Genomic DNA, 16,948 nt, shown 5'->3' on the forward strand with positions numbered 1-16,948 from the left:
GGTTGTCGCTCGCGCGCAGATCAGCTGGTTGGCTGTTTTCGCACCGCATCCGCGTGGTTACGCTCGCTGAGCCGTTTCGGCGCGGGAAGGAGCTGGGGGTGTCCCAACCCGGGGAACTGCGCGTGCTGGGCCCGGTCGAAGCCGTGGGCCCGGCCGGGCTCGCGACGCTGCACGGAACGCGGCAGCGGGTCGTGCTCGGGGTGCTGGCGCTGCACGCGGGCACGGTGCTGCCGATCCCGCGGCTCGTGGACGTCCTGTGGGGCGAGGACCCGCCGCGCACCGCCGTCAAGACACTGCACAGCCACGTCGCGCGCCTGCGCCAGGCCCTGGACGTCTGCGGCTTCCCGGCCGTCCTGGTCACCCGCGGGCCGGGCTACCTGCTCACCGTCCCGCCCGCGACGGTCGACGCGCACCGGTTCGAGCAGCAGTTGCGCGCGGCCGCGGCGGACCTCGCGGCGGGCGCCGTCGAGCGGGCGGCGACGACCCTGCGGGCCGCCGTGACGCTCTGGCGCGGAGACGCCTTCGCCGACGCGGCGCTGTCCGGCTGGGGCCTGCGCGAAGTGGACCGCCTGCACGAGCTGCGGCTCTCGGCGGTGGAGGACCTCTGGGACGCCGAGCTGCGGCTGGGCCACCACGAGGACGCCGTCCGCGAGCTGCCGCGGCTGCTCGCCGCGGCCCCGACCCGGGAACGGCTGACCGGGCTGCACATGCTCGCGCTGTACCGCTGCGGGCGGCACACGGACGCGCTCGACGCCTTCCAGCGGCTGCGGCGGCGGCTCGCCGACGAGTTCGGCGTCGACCCCGGTCCCGAGCTGCTCACCCTGCACACGGCGATCCTGCGCCGCGACCACGAGCTGGAGCCGCGGGCCGCCGCGGCCGGGCCGTCGCAGCTGCCCGCGGGCGTCGGCCACTTCACCGGCCGTGGTGACGAACTCGCGTCGCTGGACGCGGCCCTCGACGACGGCGATCGCCCGGTCGTGGTGATCTCGGGTGCCGCGGGCATGGGGAAGACCGCTTTAGCGCTGCACTGGGCGCACCGCGTCGCGGCCCGCTTCCCGGACGGGCAGCTGTTCCTCGACCTGCGCGGCCAGGACGCGGCCGAGGCGATGCCGGGGTCCCGGGCGCTCGCGCACCTGCTGCGCGGCCTGGACGTGCCGGAGGAGAACATCCCCGGCGACCCGGCCGAGCGCGCCGCGCTGTACCGCTCGCTGCTGCACGGGCGCCGGTGCCTGGTCGTGGTGGACAACGCCCGCGGCCTCGACGACGTCCTCCCGCTGATCCCCGGCACCGGCCCGGCCCTGCTGGTGATCACCAGCCGGCAGACCCTCGCCGCGCTGAGCACCCGCCACGCGGTGCACCCGGTCGCCCTGGACGCCTTCGCGCACGCCGAATCCCTCGCGCTGCTGAACCGCGTCCTCGGTGCCGACCGGGTGAAGCGCGAGCCGGGGCCGGCCGCCCGGGTCGCGCGGTTGTGCGGCGGGATGCCGCTGGCGTTGCGCATCGCGGCGGCCCGGCTGGTGGGCACGCCGAAGCGGCCGCTGGCCGAGCTCGCCGCCGAGCTGGCCGGGGCCGGCCGCCTCGACACCCTTGCGGTGGAAGGGGATTCACGCACGGTCCGCGCCGTGCTCGCGACCGCGTACCTCCCGCTCGGCGACGCGCAGGCCCGGCTGTTCCGCCGGGTCGCGCTGAGCCCGGGCGCCACGTTCACCACCGCGCTCGGGGCGGCGTTGTGCGGGATGACGGCCGGCGACGGCGACCGCGCGACCGCCGGGCTGGCGACCGCGCACCTCGTCACGGCCGCGGGGGAGGACCGCTTCCGCTTCCACGACCTGATCCGCGAGTTCGCCCGGCAGTGCGCGCGGGCCGACGAACCCGCGTCCGCCCGGGCGGAAACCGGCGACCGGCTCGTCGACTGGTACCTGCTGGCCGCGGCCGGCGCGAACCGGGCGCTCGACCCGAACCGCGACCTCGTGACGCCGGTGCCGCGCTACGCCGCGCCCGCCGTGCCGGTCGGGCCAGACCGGCACGCCGCGCTGGCCTTCCTCACCGCCGAGCGCGACAACCTGCTGCCCGTGGTGCGGTTCGCCCGCGAGCACGGCCGCCCGGAAGCCGCCTGGCAGCTCACGTACCTGCTGACCAGCTTCTACGACACCGCCGGGCACTGGCACACCCGCGTCGAGCTGTGCCGCCAGGGCGCGGCCGCCGCGACCGAGATCGGCGACCCGCTGGCCGAAGCCGAGATGCTGCGGGCACTGGGCGTCGCGTACTTCATGACCCGGCGGCTGCAGGAAGCGCTCGACACCAACGCGGCCGCGCTGCGGACGGCGCAGGCCGCCGGCGACGTCCAGGGCGAGGGGCACATCCACAACAACACCGCCAACGCCTACGCGGAGCTGCGCCGCTTCGAGGAGGCCATCGCCTCGCACCGGCTCGCGGTCGCGCGCAACGCCGAGGCGGGCAACGACCTCGGCCACGCGCTGTCCCAGCGCAACCTCGGCCACACCTACGTCCGGATGGGCCGCGCGCGGGAGAGCCTCGACCCGCTGACGGAGGCGCTGGCGACGTTCCGCGACCTCGGCAACGCGCGTCTGGAGGCCGCCACGCTCGACACGCTGGGCGAGGCGCACCTGCAGCGTGGCGACCACGCGGCGGCGCTCGCCCACCTCGGCGAGGCGATCGCGGTGAGCCGGGCGATCGGCGACCGCTGGCTCGAATGGGAGTCGCTGCTCGACGCCGGCCGCGCCCACCTCGGCCAGGGCGACTTCGCCGTCGCGCTGGCGCACTTCGGGCAGGCGCTGGACCTCAGCCGCGACGTCGGCGACCGGCACGGGGAGGCGTCGGCGCTCGAACACCTGGCCCGCGCGCGGCTGGGCGCGGGCGACCTGGCCGCCGCGCGGGAGCACCTGGAACGCGGGCTGGCGCTGCGGGCCACGGTGCCCGACGGTTACGAGCAGGCGCACCTGCACCGCGACCTCGGCGAGCTGGAGGCCCGGCTCGGCCGCCCGGCCGACGCGGCCCGGCAGTGGGCCACGGCCGCCGCGTTGTACACCCAGGCCAACGCGACGGCCGAAGCCCGTGAGGTGGCTAACCGCCGGGCTTGATCGTCACCTCCGTCCGCGCGTTGCCGAGCGTGCCGGCCGAAGGGGAGAACAGCTCCAGCACGAAGCGGGACTCGCTCTGGGTGTCGAGGAGCTTGACGACGGCGTCGCCCCCGCTCGCGCCGACCGGGATGGTGAGGGTCGCGTCCTTCACCGGCACGTACGCCGGGACGCCGTCGCCGACCGGCAGGGTGCGGTAGTGCACGGTCACCGGCGCCCGCACCGGGGTGCTGACGTGCACGCCGATCGCGCAGACCTTCCAGCAGATCTTCCCGCCGTCGGTCGACACGACCACGAGCGGCCCGCCGGCGCCGTCGTCGTCGAGCACCCCACCGGCGGCGAGGTCGTCGGCCAGGGTCACGCCCACGGGGTCGTAGAGGCGCAGCAGGAAGGGTTCGTTCGGCTCCGGGACGGCGTCCTTGACCACCTGGACGGAGACGGTCCGCGAGCTGGCCTCGCCGGTCCAGGTCAGCCGCCCGTTCACCGGGACGTAGTCGGCGGGGCTGGTCGCGCCGGGGGAGCCGTCCTCGGTCTTGTAGGAGACCGTGCCGGTGGGCGCACACCCCGCGGCCGAGGCGACGGACACGGTGAAGCTGAAGGTGGTGTAGCCGGGATTCAGGTCGGGAGTGCCCTCGTAGAGCGTCCGGTCGGCCACCGACACCGCCGCGGGACCGCACCCCTGGGCGGCGTCCGCGGCCGGCACGGGCACCAGGCCGAGCAGGAGCACGACCGCCGCGAGCACCGCTGATCTCATGCGAGCCACCCCTTGGGTCCGGGCGCACGGGAGCAGCGCGCCGCCGGGATATGGCGTACCGCACCCCGGTTGTGGCCGGGTTGTGACACCGTGTGGGGTGTGGCGGAGGAGTTGGCGAGTCGCGCGGCGTCGGCCCGCTGGAAGTGGAAAGCCGAAAGGGCTCGGACCGCCATCAGCGCCGCCTTCGCGAGCCGGGATCAGCACCTGGCCGGCGACTGGTGCGGGTTCGAGGAGTCGACGAGGCTCGGCGAGAGAGTGGAACGGCTTGGTCCCTCGCCCGGCCGGATCATCCAACGGTGGCCGGCGAAACGGCAGTTCGTCGCCGCCCTGCAAGCATGCGGATCCGCGGTGTTTCCCTCGGTCGATGTCCACGTGGTCGTCATGGATGCCCCGGACGCGGGCTGGATCCGGGTCCGGGCCGACCTCGTGGCGGGCGACCTCGCGCGCGCCGTGGGGGAGTGGATGACCGACGGGTTCATCGCGTTCGACCCCGAGGTGGATTCGCTGCTGAGCGTCGATGTCGAAGAGAAGGGCGGCGAGTCCTTCATCGAAACGACGCTCATCGGTGCCGGGTTCGGTGAACTGCGTGCGGGTCTCGCGAAACGCGGGCCGTCGCCGCTGGCCGTCGTGGACCAGGGGTGCCGGCCGTGAGTGGTGTTCCCCGCCACCGGTGCGGGGAACACCACTCCCGGGTCACGTCAGCTCATGGCGACCGCGTTCTTCGCGCGGACCGTCGTCGACGCCAGCAGCTGGTTGTCTTCCGGGCGGGCGTCGCCGGAGTAGACGTTCTCGATGGTCGCCACCACCTTGAACGACGTCCGGCCCGCCGCGACGTCCGCCGCCGTGTACGTGTAGGCGAAGGGGAAGACCACCTTGCGGCCCGCGGCCGCCGGTACCCACTGCTTGAGGTGGCCGATCTCCTGGTTGTAGCCCTGCTCGTCCAGCCGGTACAGGGTGACCGTCACCGTCTCGTCGTGGCGGGTGTTCGCGACCGACACCTTGATCGGCTTGGTCTGGTCCACCCGCGCGGTCGCCGGCACGGTGAAGTCCGACAGCGCCACGTCGTGCGTATCGACCTTCAGCGTGTCGAAGCCGGTCCCGGTCCGGCCGTCGGCGGTCGTGCCGGTCACCTCGACCCGGTAGTCGCCGTCCGCGGCGTACCGGTGCCGGATGTCGGCGCCGGTGATGGGGGCCGAGCCGCCGTCGCCGAAGCGCACCTCGCCGCTGACGAAGGGCCGGCCGAGGCTGTCACCCGAGTACGGCGCCAGCGTGACATCCGTGTACACCGACGGGTTGTTGGGGTAGAAGTTCAGGAACGGCGCCAGCGGCGGCGCCGTCTCGAGCCGGATGTCGAACAGGGACGCGGCATCGACGTCGTCGGCGACGCGGATCTGGTACGTCTCCCCGGCGACCGCGGTGAACACGGCGGCCCGGCGGTCACCGGAGGCCACACAGTCCACTTCGGACAGTGAGTCCGCCGACGTGCCCCGGTACACCGTGATGCCCGGGCCCCAGTCGAACATCGCCAGCGCGCTCACCGACCGCGTGCGGTCCGGGGTGAACCGGAACCACACGGACCGGTCGGCGTCCGGGTCGCAGCTCGGCGCGACCTCGCCGGCCTCGGCCGAGGCCACGGTCAGGTCGCCGGAGTACTCCCCGGGCACGGCGGCCGTCGCGGCCGCCGCGAAGTCGTCGTTCTGCGCCGGCGGCACGGTGGTGAAGCCCACCGTCAGGTCGCTCTGGTTGTACTGCTGGGCCAGCATGACGTGGTAGGTCGTGCCGGCGGTCGCGTGGAACGTCGCGGTCCCCGGGTAGCTCCACGTCGCGCAGGCGCCCGGCACCTGCGTCAGTGCGCCGCGGTCACCGGTGTAGACCGCGACGAACGGCCGGGCGGAGCCGGTGCTGGACGGCGTCACGCGGACCAACGCGTCCGCGGCCGCGGTGTAGTCGTACCAGACGGTCCACGTCGTATAGGTGCCGCACGGCGTCGGGTCGTCGGCCGCCTTGGTCGATTCGGTGACGTCCTGGCTCGCCGTGAACGGCAGGGCGGTGACGGCGGTGGCGGAGCCGAAGTCGTCGTTGGACGGCGGGGCCGCGTGGGCGACCCCGGGCGCCAGCAGCACGGCCGTGAGGGCCGCGACACCGGCGAGCAGTGGACGGGCGGACAGCTTCATCTTGTTCCCCCTGGAAGTGATCAGACGGCGACGATGCGCGAGGCGGGCGGCTTGACGGTCGTGGCGATGGAGATCGCCTCGTTGTCCGCCGGGACGGCGTCGGTCACCGGGTACTGCAGCTGGACCTCGGCGCGGAACGCGACCTTCCCGGCGAGCGTGTCGTCGGGGGTGAAGGTGTAGGCGAACGGGAACCGGACCTTGCCGGTGGCCCGCGCGGGCACCTGCAGCGTCAGCCGGCCGACCTCGGCCCAGTAGTCCGTGGTCCGCTTGGACAGCACGACGGTCACCGACTCGGCGTAGCGCGTGTTGCTCACGTCCACCGAGATCGGCTTGCTGACGCCCTGCCGCGCCGACGCCGGGGTGGTGAACTTCGCGATCCCGACGTCGTGCGTGGTCACCGTGACCGGCTGGGTCACCGTCGCGGTGCGCCCGTCCGGGGACGTCGCGTGGAGCGTGGCGGAGTAGACGCCGTCGGCCGCGTAGCGGTGGTACACCGTCTCCGTGCCGAGCGGGGCCGTCGCGCCGTCGCCGAAGTCCCACGTCCCGCTCAGCGGCAGGTCGATCGAGTTCCACGACGACGCGGAGAAGCCGGCGTTGTCGAACACCGTCGGGGTCGACGGGTACACGGACACGTCCGGCTGGAGCGGCGGCGCCTCGTCGACGACCAGCTGGACCGGCCCGTAGCCGCGGTGCGCCCCGGTGACGCGCAGGAAGTAGCCGGTGCCGGGACTCGTGCGGAACACGGCCGTGCCGCTGCCACTCCGCCGGCAGGTGACCTGCGTCAGGTCCGGCAGCGAGTTCCCGGCGTACACGGTGACGGCGGCTTCGGACCCTTCGACCCGCGCGGTGACCGAGCGCGCCGTGTCCGAGGCCGGGTAGGAGTACCAGACCGACGGGATGCCCTCGTCCTCCACGCAGCTCGAGTCCGGCTCGCCGGCCTGGGCCGTAGCGGTCGAGAGGTCCGCCTGCCGGGTGAACGGCAGGGCGGTGACCGGCTCGGCGGCCGCGAACGCGTCGTTGGCCGCCGGCGCGACGGCGTCGAGCGCGAACGACAGGGCGCCACCGGGCGCGTCGAGGCCGCCGACCAGGAAGGAGTAGGTCGTCCCGGCCGTCACCTGGAGCGTGATGGCCGGGTCGGTCCCGTAGTCGCAGGCGTCGGCCACGCTCTGCAGCCGGCCGCGCGGGCCGGTGTTCGCGGACAGGATCGTCCGGTGGTCGCTGCCGGCCGTCGTGGCGCGCAGCAGCCCGTCCTGGGTCGCGGTGTAGCTGAACCAGACCGACCCGGCCGCGGCGTACCCCGAGCACCAGCCCGGGTCGTCGCTCGTCTTGGTGGCCGCGCTGGTGTCCTCCTGCGTGGTGAACGGCAGGGAGGTGACGGCCACCGCGGCGTCGAAGTCGTCGTTGGCCGGCGGTGCCGCCGCGTGCGCGACGCCCGGGGCCACCACGGCCACCGCCGCGATCAGCACCCCGACCACGGCGACACGGCCGCGTGATCGCAATGAATACAGCACGAAGTGCTCCCCCTCGTGAAACGCCCCCGCCCCCATGACGAAGATCCCCTGCCGGACGTATCGACGGCACCCCGTCCGGCGTGACCGACTTCGCGGGAATTACGCCGGATGCCGTAACGGCGCGGCCCCGCCGTTCGCCGGGCGGTGTATTTCCCCGGCCGCTCCGGCATCCGATCGGTACCACAGCCGATGGGGAAGGAACGATCATGCCGGAACACGGGATCTACCACGCCAGGGCCGACGCCGAGCGCGCGTTGCTGCTGGCCGGGACCACGTCGCCGTTCACCGTCACCGTCCGGTTCGCCGGTGGGCTGACGCCGTCGCAGGTGGACGCCTTCGCCGCGGCCGCGGACCGGTGGGCCAAGGTGATCGTCGGCGACCTGCCGCCGGTCGTGGTCGACGGCGAGGCGATCGACGACGTGCTGATCATCGCCAAGGGCGCCGACATCGACGGCGCCGGCCACATCCTCGGTCAGGCGCACATCACCCACGTGCGGCCGGCCGGCCCGGAGCCCTCGGCGTTGCTGCCGGCTCGCGGCGAGATGACCTTCGACAAGGTCGACCTGGCCAAGATGGAGGCCGAGGGCATCCTCGGCGACGTGATCACCCACGAGATGGGCCACGTCATCGGCGTCGGCTCGCTCTGGGCGGCCAAGGGCCTGCTGGTCGGCAAGGGCACCACCGACCCCACGTTCTCCGGGCCCGGTGCGATGGCCGAGTACCACAAGCTGCGCGGCGGCTCGGGCGACCCGGTGCGGGTGCCCGTGGAGAACACCGGCGGGCCCGGCACCGCGGACGTCCACTGGCGGGACGAGACCTTCGGCGACGAGCTGATGACCGGCTTCGTCAACCCGGCGCCGAACCCGCTGAGCCGGGTCACCGTCGCCGCCCTCGGCGACCTCGGGTACCAGGTCGACGTCGACGCGGCCGACGGTTACGAGCTACCCGTGACCGTCGCACCAGCGGCCCGCTTCGCGGTGCACGCGTTCGCGGTGACGCCGGTGCCGGCCGAGCTGCCGCGGACCGCGCTGCAGGCCTGAAGTCCACAGTGGCCGGTTCCCGCACCCGGGAACCGGCCACTGCTTCAACAGCTCGAATACATCTTCAGGTGGGCGATGTCCTTCCACAGCCCGGTTTCGAAGCTCGCCCAGGCGCGGAACCGGTAGCGTTCCGCGCTGCTCGGCATGTTCTGCACGAACTTGCGCCAGTCGCCGCCGATCGGGTGCTCGGTGGCCAGCGAGCCCAGAACGGCCCAGTCGGCGTCCAGCAAGTCGACGTGCCAGATCACCCAAGCGTCGTCGTCGTCCCCGCTCGTGACGGTGCCGTCGAAGGTGGCGGTGCCGTTGGGGAACAGGGTCCACTTGGCCCCGTCGAACATCGTGCAGTCGCCCTTCTTGATCAACCCCCAGGTGAACTCCCACGGTGTCCAGCCGGTAAGCCGTTCCGCGGCGGCGTTCGCCGCCTCCACGATGGTCGAGGGATCCATGACACTGCCTTCCGCTCGATTCACTGCTGCCGCTGGACAGAGGCGCGGAACGCGACCTTGATACGCGTCACCGGCCCCGCGTGGCGGGCACCGCCAGGGCCAGGGCCAGGTTCTCGTCGAGGAACATCAGCCCGCGCGCGGCGAACTCGCGGAACACGGCCTCGACCTCGGCGACCGGCGCGGTGAGACCGAGCTCGCGGTGCACGGCCGCGGCGGTGCGCGGGCGGTCGACGCAGGCGAGGTAGATGCCGGCGAGCGCGTCGTGGAAGGTGTGGGTGCCGGCGCGGTCCGGCCGGCCGTCGTAGATCTGCAGGAAGCCGGGGGAGGTGCGGTAGACGAGGACCGGCCGCCGGTCCGCCTGCCACGCCGCCGTCCACGCCGACACCGCGTTCCCCAGCGGGGCGTAGACGTCCGCGTCGAGCGCGGCTTCCGTTTCGTAGTCGAAGAAGTAGGCGACCCGGTCGAGGTCCACTGTGGCCGGGTAGACGTGCCGGTAGCTGGGCTCGGGCTCGCGCCGCCGCAGCGGGAACCGGGCCGGCTGGGTGAACAGCGGGCTGAACCGCTCCAGCCAGACCCGGTCCGCGCCGGCCGGCGGCTGGAGGTGGACCAGGTCCGGGACGACCGCCGCCTGCGCCGCGTACGCCTCGGGCGTCTCGCCCGGGAACCCCCAGAGGATGTTCCAGCCGACGGTGATCCCGTAGTACCCGGCCCAGCGCAGCAGGTTGACGTTCTGCGCGGCCCGGACGCCCTTGTCCATCAGCCGCAGCACTTCCGAGCTCAGCGACTCCAGGCCCGGCTGCAGCCGGGTGACGCCCGCCGCGGCGAGGACCTTCAGCTGGGCCCGGGTCAGGTTCGCCTTGACCTCGTAGAAGATCTCGTAGTCGCGGGCCCCCTCGGTCATCGCCGGGAACAGCTCCTTGAGGTAGCCGGGCTCGAGGATGTTGTCGACCGCGTCGAACCGGAAGGTGCGGTACCGCCGGGCCTGCCGGTCGAGCTCGGCGAGCACCCGGGACGGCGACTTGGCGCGGAACCGCATGGTGGTCCCGTTGAGCCCGCAGAACGTGCAGTGGTGCTTGGCGCCCCACCAGCAGCCCCGGGCGGACTCGAACGGGATCGTGACGTGCTCGGTGGGCAACCCGAGCCGTGCCGCCCGGGCGAAGTACTCGCCGTAGTCCGGCACCGGCAGGTCGTCGAGCCGGTCGTGCGGCGCCTCGGGCGGGGTCGCGACGACGTCGTTCCCGGCGCGCCGGGCGACGCCGGGAACCGCGCCGGGGTCGGTGCCGTCCGCGAGCGCGGCCAGCAGCCGCGGGAACGCGACGTCACCCTCGCCGAGGACGGCGAAGTCGACGCAGTCCACCGACCGCACCAGCTCCCGGCCCATGTCACCCTCGAAGTTGGCGCCGCCGAACACGGTGACGATGCCGGGGTGCCGCTCCTTCAGCCGCCGTGCGAGCGCGAACGACGCCGTGTTCTGCTGGAACGTCGAGCTGAAGCAGACCACCCGGACCCCGGCGAACTCCCCGGCGACGGCGTCGAGGTACGCGGGCACGTCGTGCTCGCGCGTGCTCAGCAGCCGGGCCGCCGCGGACTCCGCCGGTCCGTCCAGGTAGGACAGTTCGGTGCCGAGCTCGGCGAGCAGCTTCCCGTCCGGATCGGGCGCGGCGTCGCCGAACGCCTCGACCGAGAACAGCCAGTCGCCGAGCTGCCGGCCCCGGTGCTCGGCCAGGGATCGGTAGTAGTCCAGGCCGATCCGGACGGCGAAGTCGAGGTTCAGGTGCAGGGTCCGCACCGGGAGCCCGTGCTGGTCCGCGATCGCCTTGAGCAGCCCGAGCTGGATGGACGGCCGCTCCACCTCCAGGAACGGCATCGACACGAGAACGGCCGGCACTGCGGTCATGGTCTGGCTCCCCCTGCGAATGGCTGTGGTCGATGAATTCAGGGTCTGATGATGCTTCTGATCATCAGAGGGAGCATGTCACCGAGCGCAATGGCGCCGGACGCGAAGTCGATGACCACCGAGGCCTGGTGCGCGCTGAAAGACTCTGCGAACCCGGAGATGAGCGGCTTCTCGTCTTTGGTCGAGTTCCAGGCGAGCCACAAGATGCTGTCCAGCAACTTCTGCTGCTGGTCAGACAGTTCCTGCTTGAATACTTCGAGTCTGACAAAGAGATCCTTCACTTCATTTTCGAATTCTTTGGAGTCCTCGGCGCTGGTTTCGGACATGAATTTCCTCCTGAGTGAATCATCCACTGTGTACTTCGGACAGTCGTATGCGCACTTCGTCCGCGTCGGGATGGGCGAGGTGCGTGAGGATGTCGTGCGCTCGTTGCCAACCGGCTCGGGCGGACTCGGTGTCGCCGAGTTCGCGGTGGAGGCTCGCGATGTCGATGTGCAACCGCGCCTCGACCATGAGGCTTCCGTTGCGGTGCACGAGGTCCAGGGCCGTCTCGTAGCAGGTGAGCGCGCGGGCGTGGTCGCCGAGCTGCTTGTGGGCGTAACCGAGGCTGTGCCAGCTCTGGGCCGCGCCCATGTGGTCGGCGAGTTGCGTCTGCAGGTCGACCGCTTGGCGGCAGTAGTCGATGGCCACTGCGTGGTCGCCGAGCAGGGTGTGGAACCAGCCGACCGCGTTGAGCGCCGTCGCCTGCCCGGCCCGGTGCTCGGCCGCGCGGAACAGGTCCAGGGCCTGCTCGGCGTGCGCGAGCGCGTCGGCGACGGCGCCCTGCCGGTCGAGCAGCCAGGCGAACTGGCGGTGCGCGTAGGCCTGCCCGACGACGTCGCCGGCGGCGCGGGACAAGGTCAGCGCGGCTTCGAGATCGTCGTGGGCCTCGGTGTGCCGGCCGAACCGGACGTGCGTGCCCGCCAGGTGCAGGTGGCCGAAGGCCTGCTTGCGCTCGTCGCCGAGCCGGTGCGCGGCGGCCGCCGCCACCGTGAGCACGTCGCGTTCGTCGTGCCAATGCCCTTGCATGGAAAGGAAACGCTGCAGCGACCGGGCGAGGTCCCAGACGCGGGTGTCGAACGCGGCGCCCGCGTGGACGGCCAGCAGCAGCACGCGGTGCTCGGCCTCGAACCACGCGAGGGCCTGCCGGTGGTCGGTGATCCGGTCGGACTCGGCCCCGGCCGGGAGCGGGGTCAGCGCCGGCGGCACTTCGAGCCGCGGGTCGAGGAAACCGTCGGCGTGGAAGGCCGTGTGGGCGTAGTGGCCCAGCACGCGGTGGACGGCCGTCTCGCGGTCGGCGGGGGACTCGACCTCGTGCACGAGCTCGGTGGCGTAGGCGCGCAGCAGGTCGTGCACGGTGTAGCGGCCGGGGGCGTGCTCGGTGATCAGGTGCGCGTGCGTGAGCTCGGACAGGATCGGGCGCGCCTTGCCGGCCGGGACACCGGCCAGGCTCGCCGCCGCGCGGAGGCCGACGTCCGGCCCGGGGTGCAGCCCGAAGAGCCGGAACAGCCGGGCGGCGGCCGGATCGAGCCGCAGGTACGACCAGGAGAACACGGCGCGGGCGTCGGTCGCCGGGTCGGTGCCGGAGAACTCGTCGAGGAACCCGCGCGCGTCCCGCAGCTGCCCGGCCAGCGCGGCCAGGCTGAAGCCGGGGTGCGTCGCGGCGCGGGCCGCGGCCACCGCCAGGGCCAGCGGGAGCCGTGCGCACAGGCCGATGATCTCCTCGACGGCCGCGGGTTCGGCGGTGATCCGGCCGGCGCCGAGCCGGCCGCTCAGCAGCGCCCGGGCCTCGGCGTCGTCGAGCAGGTCGACGGTGACGGGGTGCGCGCCCGCGACGACCAGGCCGGCGAGGCGGTCCCGGCTGGTCACGACCACCACGCAGCCCGGCGCACCGGGCAGCAGCAGCCGGACCTGCTCGGCGTCGCGGGCGTTGTCCAGCACGACCAGGACGCGCCGGTTCGCCAGCAGGCTCCGGTACAGGCCGACCTGGGCCTCGACGGTCGTCGGGATCCGGCCGCCCGGCACGTCGAGCGCCTCGAGGAATCCGCGCAGCGCGCCGGCCGGGTCCACCGGCGCGCCGGTCGGGTCGAAGCCGCGCAGGTTCACGTACAGCTGGCCGTCGGGGAACCCGGGCGCGACCGTGTGGGCCCAGTGGACGGCCAGCACCGTCTTGCCCACCCCGGCGGTGCCCGACAGGACGACGATCCGGGTGGCCGGGACCTGCTCGTCGCACACGTCGTCGAGCCGGCTAAGGGCGCTCTCGCGGCCCGCGAAACCGGGGGTGTCCGGGGGTAGCTGGGCCGGAGTGGTCGTCGGCGTGGCCCGCGGCGCGGCCGGCAGCTCGCCCCGCAGGATCGCGCGGTGCAGCGCGCGCAGTTCGGGGCCGGGATCGGCGCCGAGCGCGTCGGCGAGCCGCTGCCGGACCGCGGCGTACCGGTCGAGGGCCTCGGCCTGGCGCCCGGCGTTGTGCAGGGCACGCATGAGGAGCGCTTCCAGCGGCTCCGCGAGCGGGTAGTCCCCGGCCAGGTCGGACAGCGCGCCGAACACGGCGTCCGGGTGGCCGAGGCGCAGCTCCAGCTCGCCCCAGCGCACGGCGGCGTCGAACCGGTGCCGCTGCCAGGTCGCGCGCACCTGCTCGGCCCAGCCGCCCGGGATGGCGGCCAGCGGGGTGCCGCGCGGTCCGAACACCGCTTCGGCGAGCGCCGCCGCCCGCTCGGCGTCGGTGCGGCTCCCGTCGTTTCCGTACTTGACCAGGCGGTCGAAGCGGAGCAGATCGACGTCGTCCGGGTCGATTTCCAGCACGTAACCGGCGGTACCGCGCGTGACGCTCGCGGTCTCCCCGGTGGAATCGGCGAGATCTTTGAACAGTCGACGGATTCGACTCACGTGGGAATACAACACATTGCGCGCTTCGGCCGGTGGATCGTCACCCCAGACCCGGCCGATGATCGTTTCGAGCGAAACGGGACGCCCGGCGTCGGCCGCCAGTGCCGCGAGCACCGCCTGCTGCCGGGGCGTTCCGATGTCCAGGGATCGCCCCGCCACCCGGAGCTGCACCTCCCCGAACAGCACGAACTCCATGCGGCGGCCTTCCCGTTTCCGACGCGTCGCGAATGGCGGAACCGATACTGCTCCGTCCGCAAGATTCCCGCAAGGTCGCCGAGCAGGTCGTGGCGGAATCGTGAACCCGGGAACGGAAGAGTTCGAGGAGGGGCCATGTACCACGATTCGCCGGCACCATTGCTGGAAAACGCCGCCCGGGGTGCGGAATGGGCTTGGCGGGATATCGTCGAGCGTTATTCCGCGCTGGTTTCCGCCGTGTGCCGCCACTACCGGATCAGCGGCGCGGACGCCGAGGACGTCCGCGGCGCGGTGTGGCTGAACCTGGTGACGCACCGGGCGCAGATCCGCGACGCCGAGGCGCTGCCGGGCTGGCTGCGCACCACGACCCGGCACGAGTGCCTGCGGGTGCTGCGCCACCGCACCCGGCAGATCCCGACCGACGCCGTGCTGATCGACGACCCGGCCGAGCCGGACTTCGCCGCCGCGCTGATCGGCGAGGAGCGCCGGGCCGCGGCCCGTCACGCCCTGGCCGCGCTGCCCCCGCGGGACCGGCGGCTGCTCTCGATGCTGATGTGCGATCCGCCGCGGTCCTACCGGGAGATCAGCGCGACGCTGGGCATCCCGGTCGGCTCGATCGGCCCGTCGCGGGCGCGCTGCCTCGCCCGGGCCCGGCGCGCACCGGCGGTGGCGGCGCTGCTCGGCGGCGATCCGCTCGACGTCCCTGGACACACCCCTCAGAGCGCGCGGGTGATGGCGTGATGCGCCGAATCGGCGGTATCACCGCCCATGCTCGCGGCTCCGCAAGCGGAGGAGGAACCACGATGAACCTGTTCCGTACCACCCTGGCCGCCGCGGCCGCGGTGCTCGTCTTCGCGGCGGCCGGCTGCTCCGACTCCGCCGACTCCGGGTCCGACTCCGGCTCCGGCTCCGGTGCGCAGGACGCCACCACGGAGGCACCCCTGCCCACCGGCGCCCCGAGCACCGAGGCGTCCGGTCCGGAGAGCCCGAGGACCGCCGACGACACCGGGGGCGCGATCACGATCCCGCAGCTGCCGATCGGCGGCGTCCCCGAAAATCCGGGTGCCGAGGAGCAGTGCGTGACCGCCAGCTGGCTGCAGCCGGATCTGTTGCCGGACAACGGTGTCGAAGTCACCGGGCTGCAGCTGGAGCCGCCGGGTGCCTTCCGCTTGGGCGGCCGGTGCGGGGAATCGCCCGCGTGCGCCTCGTTCACGTTCAGCGCGGCGGCCGGCACCTGTTCCGTCGCGGTGACAGCGCGCGGGACCGGTGGCGACGCGACGCTGACGATCAAGGGCCAGGTGGTGTGCGCCGCCGGGAAGGACGCTTCATGCCGGGATCTCCCGACCCGGGTGAGCCCCGGGCAGATCGGGCTGACCCAGCCGGAGTCGCCGTCGACCGAGACCACGGCGACCCCCACCGGGTGAGCCCGGCTGCCGCCGGGGCGCTCGAGCGTTTCCTCGACGCGGGCAAGACCGCGATCCCGCCGCTGACGCTGCTGACCGCGGTGCTGTTCTACTTCGGCTACGTCTCCGCGCGGGCGCGGTACGAGTACTTCGGCGTCGACGTCGACACGATCGGGCTCGGCACGCAGGAGTACATCATGCGCAGCCCGCAGCCCTTGCTGACGCCGTTGCTCGTGGTCGCCGCGGCCGGGCTCGGCTCGGTCGCGGTGCGCGCCGCCGTCCGGAAGCGGATCCGGACGGCGACGGCGGTGCGCCGGCTGGGCCGGGTCGCGCAGGGGATCGGGCTCACCACGCTGATCGCCGGTCTCGTGCTGGTGTCCGGCTACACCTTCCTGCGGGACTGGTGGTTGTTCGGCCTGGTGACCCCGTTGCTGATCGCCGTGGGCGCCACGCTCGTGCGGTACGGCGCGACCGTCCGGCGGTCACCGGACGGCGCGCCGCCGTTCCGGCGGAGCTCGGTCGTCCTCGGGTACCTGGTGCTCGCCGTCAGCGTGTTCTGGATGACGGCCACGACCGCGCAGTGGTCCGGCCGAGGGCTCGCGATGGCCGACGCGAACCGCCTCGACAAGCTGCCCAGCGTCATCCTCGACACCAAGGAGAGCCTGTACCTGCGCAGTCCCGGCCTCGAGGAGACCAAGCTGCCGCCGTCCGAGGGCCAGACGTTCCACTACCGCTACCGGCACCTCCGCCTGCTGATCCACGGCAAGGACCGGATGTTCCTCGTGCCGGACCGGTGGTCGGCGAGCGACTCGACGATCATCGTCCCGCTGGACGGCTCGGTGCGGGTCCAGTTCCAGTTCCAGAACCAGCGGCCTCAAGCCGGGCGGTAGGTGGTGATGGTGCCGCCGTGGCTGAACGTCCGGGTCTCCACCGGCGTGAACGGCCGCGGCCGGAACGGGCCGGTGAACGCCGGGAGGCCGTGGCCCGCGACGACCGGGTAGCGCTTGAACACCAGCTCGTCGATCTCCGGCAGCAGCTCGCCCGCGAGCCGCGCGCCGCCGCAGAGCCAGATGTCCGCGCCGGGCTCGTCCTTGAGCCGGCGGACGGTGTCCACCGGGTCGCCGGTCAGCTCGACGGCGGGGTCGGCGCTCGCGCCGAGCGTCGTCGAAGCCACGTACTGCCGGAGGTGGGCGTACGGGCTGGTGACACCGGCGTCGAGCCCCGGCTGGTAGGCACCGCGGCCCATGACGACCGTGTCGAACCGCTTGTTCGGCACGCCGTCGAGCCCGATGTGCGGCCGGACGTGGCTCGGCATGGTCTCCGGGAACTCCGCCCGGAGGTACTCGACCATGTCCGGCGCCTCCGGGTAGAAGTCGAACTCGCCGCCCGGCCCGGCGATGAACCCGTCGATCGAGACGGCGACGTAGTAGACGAGCTTGCGCATGCGACCCCCGGAACAACTCGATGTGTAGTACTTTACTTGTAGTGGTTTGACCATAACACTA

At 73.0% G+C, this 16,948-nt stretch carries 14 protein-coding genes; 6 read left to right on the forward strand and 8 right to left on the reverse strand.

Going from position 1 to position 16,948, the window contains the following annotated elements; genetic code table 11:
- The first annotated feature begins 98 nt into the window (after positions 1-98).
- Positions 99-3,101 (forward strand): BTAD domain-containing putative transcriptional regulator, encoded by a 3,003-nt coding sequence (locus OG570_RS30255; RefSeq protein WP_442788199.1) that lies wholly within the window; start codon positions 99-101, stop codon positions 3,099-3,101.
- Here OG570_RS30255 and OG570_RS30260 read toward each other — a convergent pair.
- Entirely contained in the window at positions 3,085-3,852 is a 768-nt protein-coding gene (locus tag OG570_RS30260; RefSeq protein ID WP_326952518.1) for a Calx-beta domain-containing protein, read from the reverse strand. The genes OG570_RS30255 and OG570_RS30260 overlap by 17 nt on opposite strands.
- A 99-nt stretch (positions 3,853-3,951) precedes the next feature.
- Between OG570_RS30260 and OG570_RS30265 the strand changes: the two genes are divergently transcribed.
- Positions 3,952-4,503 (forward strand): hypothetical protein, encoded by a 552-nt coding sequence (locus tag OG570_RS30265; RefSeq protein WP_326952519.1) that lies wholly within the window; start codon positions 3,952-3,954, stop codon positions 4,501-4,503.
- A gap of 47 nt (positions 4,504-4,550) precedes the next feature.
- On the opposite strand, the gene OG570_RS30270 is transcribed toward OG570_RS30265, so the two are convergent.
- Positions 4,551-6,026 carry a hypothetical protein gene (locus tag OG570_RS30270; protein WP_326952520.1) on the reverse strand — a complete coding sequence of 492 codons (1,476 nt, stop codon included), beginning with the start codon at positions 6,024-6,026 and terminating at the stop codon, positions 4,551-4,553.
- Positions 6,027-6,046: 20 nt separating this feature from the next.
- Positions 6,047-7,537, reverse strand: coding sequence for a PKD domain-containing protein (locus OG570_RS30275; RefSeq protein WP_326952521.1), 1,491 nt, complete (start codon positions 7,535-7,537; stop codon positions 6,047-6,049).
- A 206-nt stretch (positions 7,538-7,743) separates the two neighbouring features.
- Between OG570_RS30275 and OG570_RS30280 the strand changes: the two genes are divergently transcribed.
- Positions 7,744-8,577, forward strand: a complete 834-nt coding sequence (locus tag OG570_RS30280) for a leishmanolysin-related zinc metalloendopeptidase (protein ID WP_326952522.1) — start codon at positions 7,744-7,746, stop codon at positions 8,575-8,577.
- Between the two features lie 44 nt (positions 8,578-8,621).
- Here OG570_RS30280 and OG570_RS30285 read toward each other — a convergent pair whose 3' ends face one another.
- From OG570_RS30285 to OG570_RS30300, 4 genes are all read right to left on the reverse strand, one after another.
- Entirely contained in the window at positions 8,622-9,023 is a 402-nt protein-coding gene (locus OG570_RS30285) for a DUF6294 family protein (RefSeq protein WP_326952523.1), read from the reverse strand.
- Positions 9,024-9,090: 67 nt separating this feature from the next.
- Positions 9,091-10,920, reverse strand: coding sequence for a RiPP maturation radical SAM C-methyltransferase (locus OG570_RS30290; RefSeq protein ID WP_326952524.1), 1,830 nt, complete (start codon positions 10,918-10,920; stop codon positions 9,091-9,093).
- Positions 10,921-10,958: 38 nt separating this feature from the next.
- Positions 10,959-11,246 carry a hypothetical protein gene (locus tag OG570_RS30295; protein WP_326950588.1) on the reverse strand — a complete coding sequence of 96 codons (288 nt, stop codon included), beginning with the start codon at positions 11,244-11,246 and terminating at the stop codon, positions 10,959-10,961.
- Positions 11,247-11,265: 19 nt separating this feature from the next.
- Entirely contained in the window at positions 11,266-14,040 is a 2,775-nt protein-coding gene (locus tag OG570_RS30300) for an AfsR/SARP family transcriptional regulator (RefSeq protein ID WP_326952525.1), read from the reverse strand.
- Between the two features lie 135 nt (positions 14,041-14,175).
- Between OG570_RS30300 and OG570_RS30305 the strand changes: the two genes are divergently transcribed.
- The 3 genes from OG570_RS30305 (at position 14,176) to OG570_RS30315 (ending at position 16,333) form a co-directional block, all read left to right on the forward strand.
- Positions 14,176-14,781, forward strand: a complete 606-nt coding sequence (locus tag OG570_RS30305) for an RNA polymerase sigma factor (RefSeq protein WP_326952526.1) — start codon at positions 14,176-14,178, stop codon at positions 14,779-14,781.
- Between the two features lie 62 nt (positions 14,782-14,843).
- On the forward strand, positions 14,844-15,464 hold the full coding sequence (locus OG570_RS30310) for a hypothetical protein (RefSeq protein ID WP_326952527.1): 621 nt from the start codon (positions 14,844-14,846) through the stop codon (positions 15,462-15,464).
- Positions 15,461-16,333 carry a hypothetical protein gene (locus OG570_RS30315; RefSeq protein WP_326952528.1) on the forward strand — a complete coding sequence of 291 codons (873 nt, stop codon included), beginning with the start codon at positions 15,461-15,463 and terminating at the stop codon, positions 16,331-16,333. The genes OG570_RS30310 and OG570_RS30315 overlap by 4 nt, the downstream gene beginning before the upstream one ends.
- Here OG570_RS30315 and OG570_RS30320 read toward each other — a convergent pair.
- Positions 16,318-16,887, reverse strand: a complete 570-nt coding sequence (locus tag OG570_RS30320; protein ID WP_326952529.1) for a dihydrofolate reductase family protein — start codon at positions 16,885-16,887, stop codon at positions 16,318-16,320. The genes OG570_RS30315 and OG570_RS30320 overlap by 16 nt on opposite strands.
- Between the last annotated feature and the right edge of the window lie 61 nt (positions 16,888-16,948).

The organism is Amycolatopsis sp. NBC_01286 (assembly GCF_035982555.1).
Classification (GTDB): Bacteria; Actinomycetota; Actinomycetes; order Mycobacteriales; family Pseudonocardiaceae; genus Amycolatopsis.